Source organism: Streptococcus sp. GMD1S, assembly GCF_000296875.1.
GTDB lineage: Bacteria > Bacillota > Bacilli > Lactobacillales > Streptococcaceae > Streptococcus.
In genome coordinates, this window is the sequence record NZ_AJQY01000215.1 from 1 (window position 1) to 831 (window position 831).

General features: G+C 44.8%; 1 pseudogene. It reads left to right on the forward strand.

Features of this window, described 5'->3' with window-relative positions:
• Positions 1-831, forward strand: a pseudogene (locus GMD1S_RS08385) (signal recognition particle protein); the annotation flags it as partial.

Below are 831 nucleotides of genomic sequence, written 5' to 3' on the forward strand. Positions count from 1 at the left end.
TTACAAATCGATGAACTTCTCATGAATGAGCTTCGTGATGTTAAAGCACTGGCTCAACCAAACGAAATCCTCCTTGTCATTGATGCCATGATCGGTCAGGAAGCGGCCAATGTCGCCCGTGAGTTTAATGCTCAGTTGGAAGTGACTGGGGTTATCCTTACCAAGATTGATGGGGATACTCGTGGTGGTGCAGCCTTGTCTGTTCGCCACATCACTGGTAAACCTATCAAGTTCACTGGTACGGGTGAAAAGATTACAGATATCGAAACCTTCCACCCAGATCGTATGTCAAGCCGTATCCTTGGTATGGGAGATATGCTGACCCTGATTGAGAAAGCTTCTCAAGAATACGATGAGCAAAAAGCCCTTGAAATGGCTGAGAAGATGCGTGAAAACACATTTGATTTCAATGATTTCATTGATCAATTGGATCAGGTGCAAAATATGGGGCCAATGGAAGACTTACTCAAGATGATTCCAGGTATGGCTAACAATCCAGCCCTTCAAAATATGAAGGTGGATGAGCGCCAGATTGCGCGCAAACGTGCCATTGTGTCTTCCATGACACCTGAGGAGCGTGAAAATCCTGATTTGTTAAATCCAAGTCGTCGCCGCCGTATTGCTGCTGGTTCTGGAAATACCTTTGTCGAAGTCAATAAATTTATCAAGGACTTTAATCAGGCTAAACAGCTCATGCAAGGTGTCATGTCTGGGGATATGAACAAGATGATGAAGCAGATGGGCATCAATCCCAATAACCTTCCAAAAAATATGCCAAATATGGGAGGGATGGATATGTCTGCCCTTGAAGGCATGATGGGACAAGGTGGC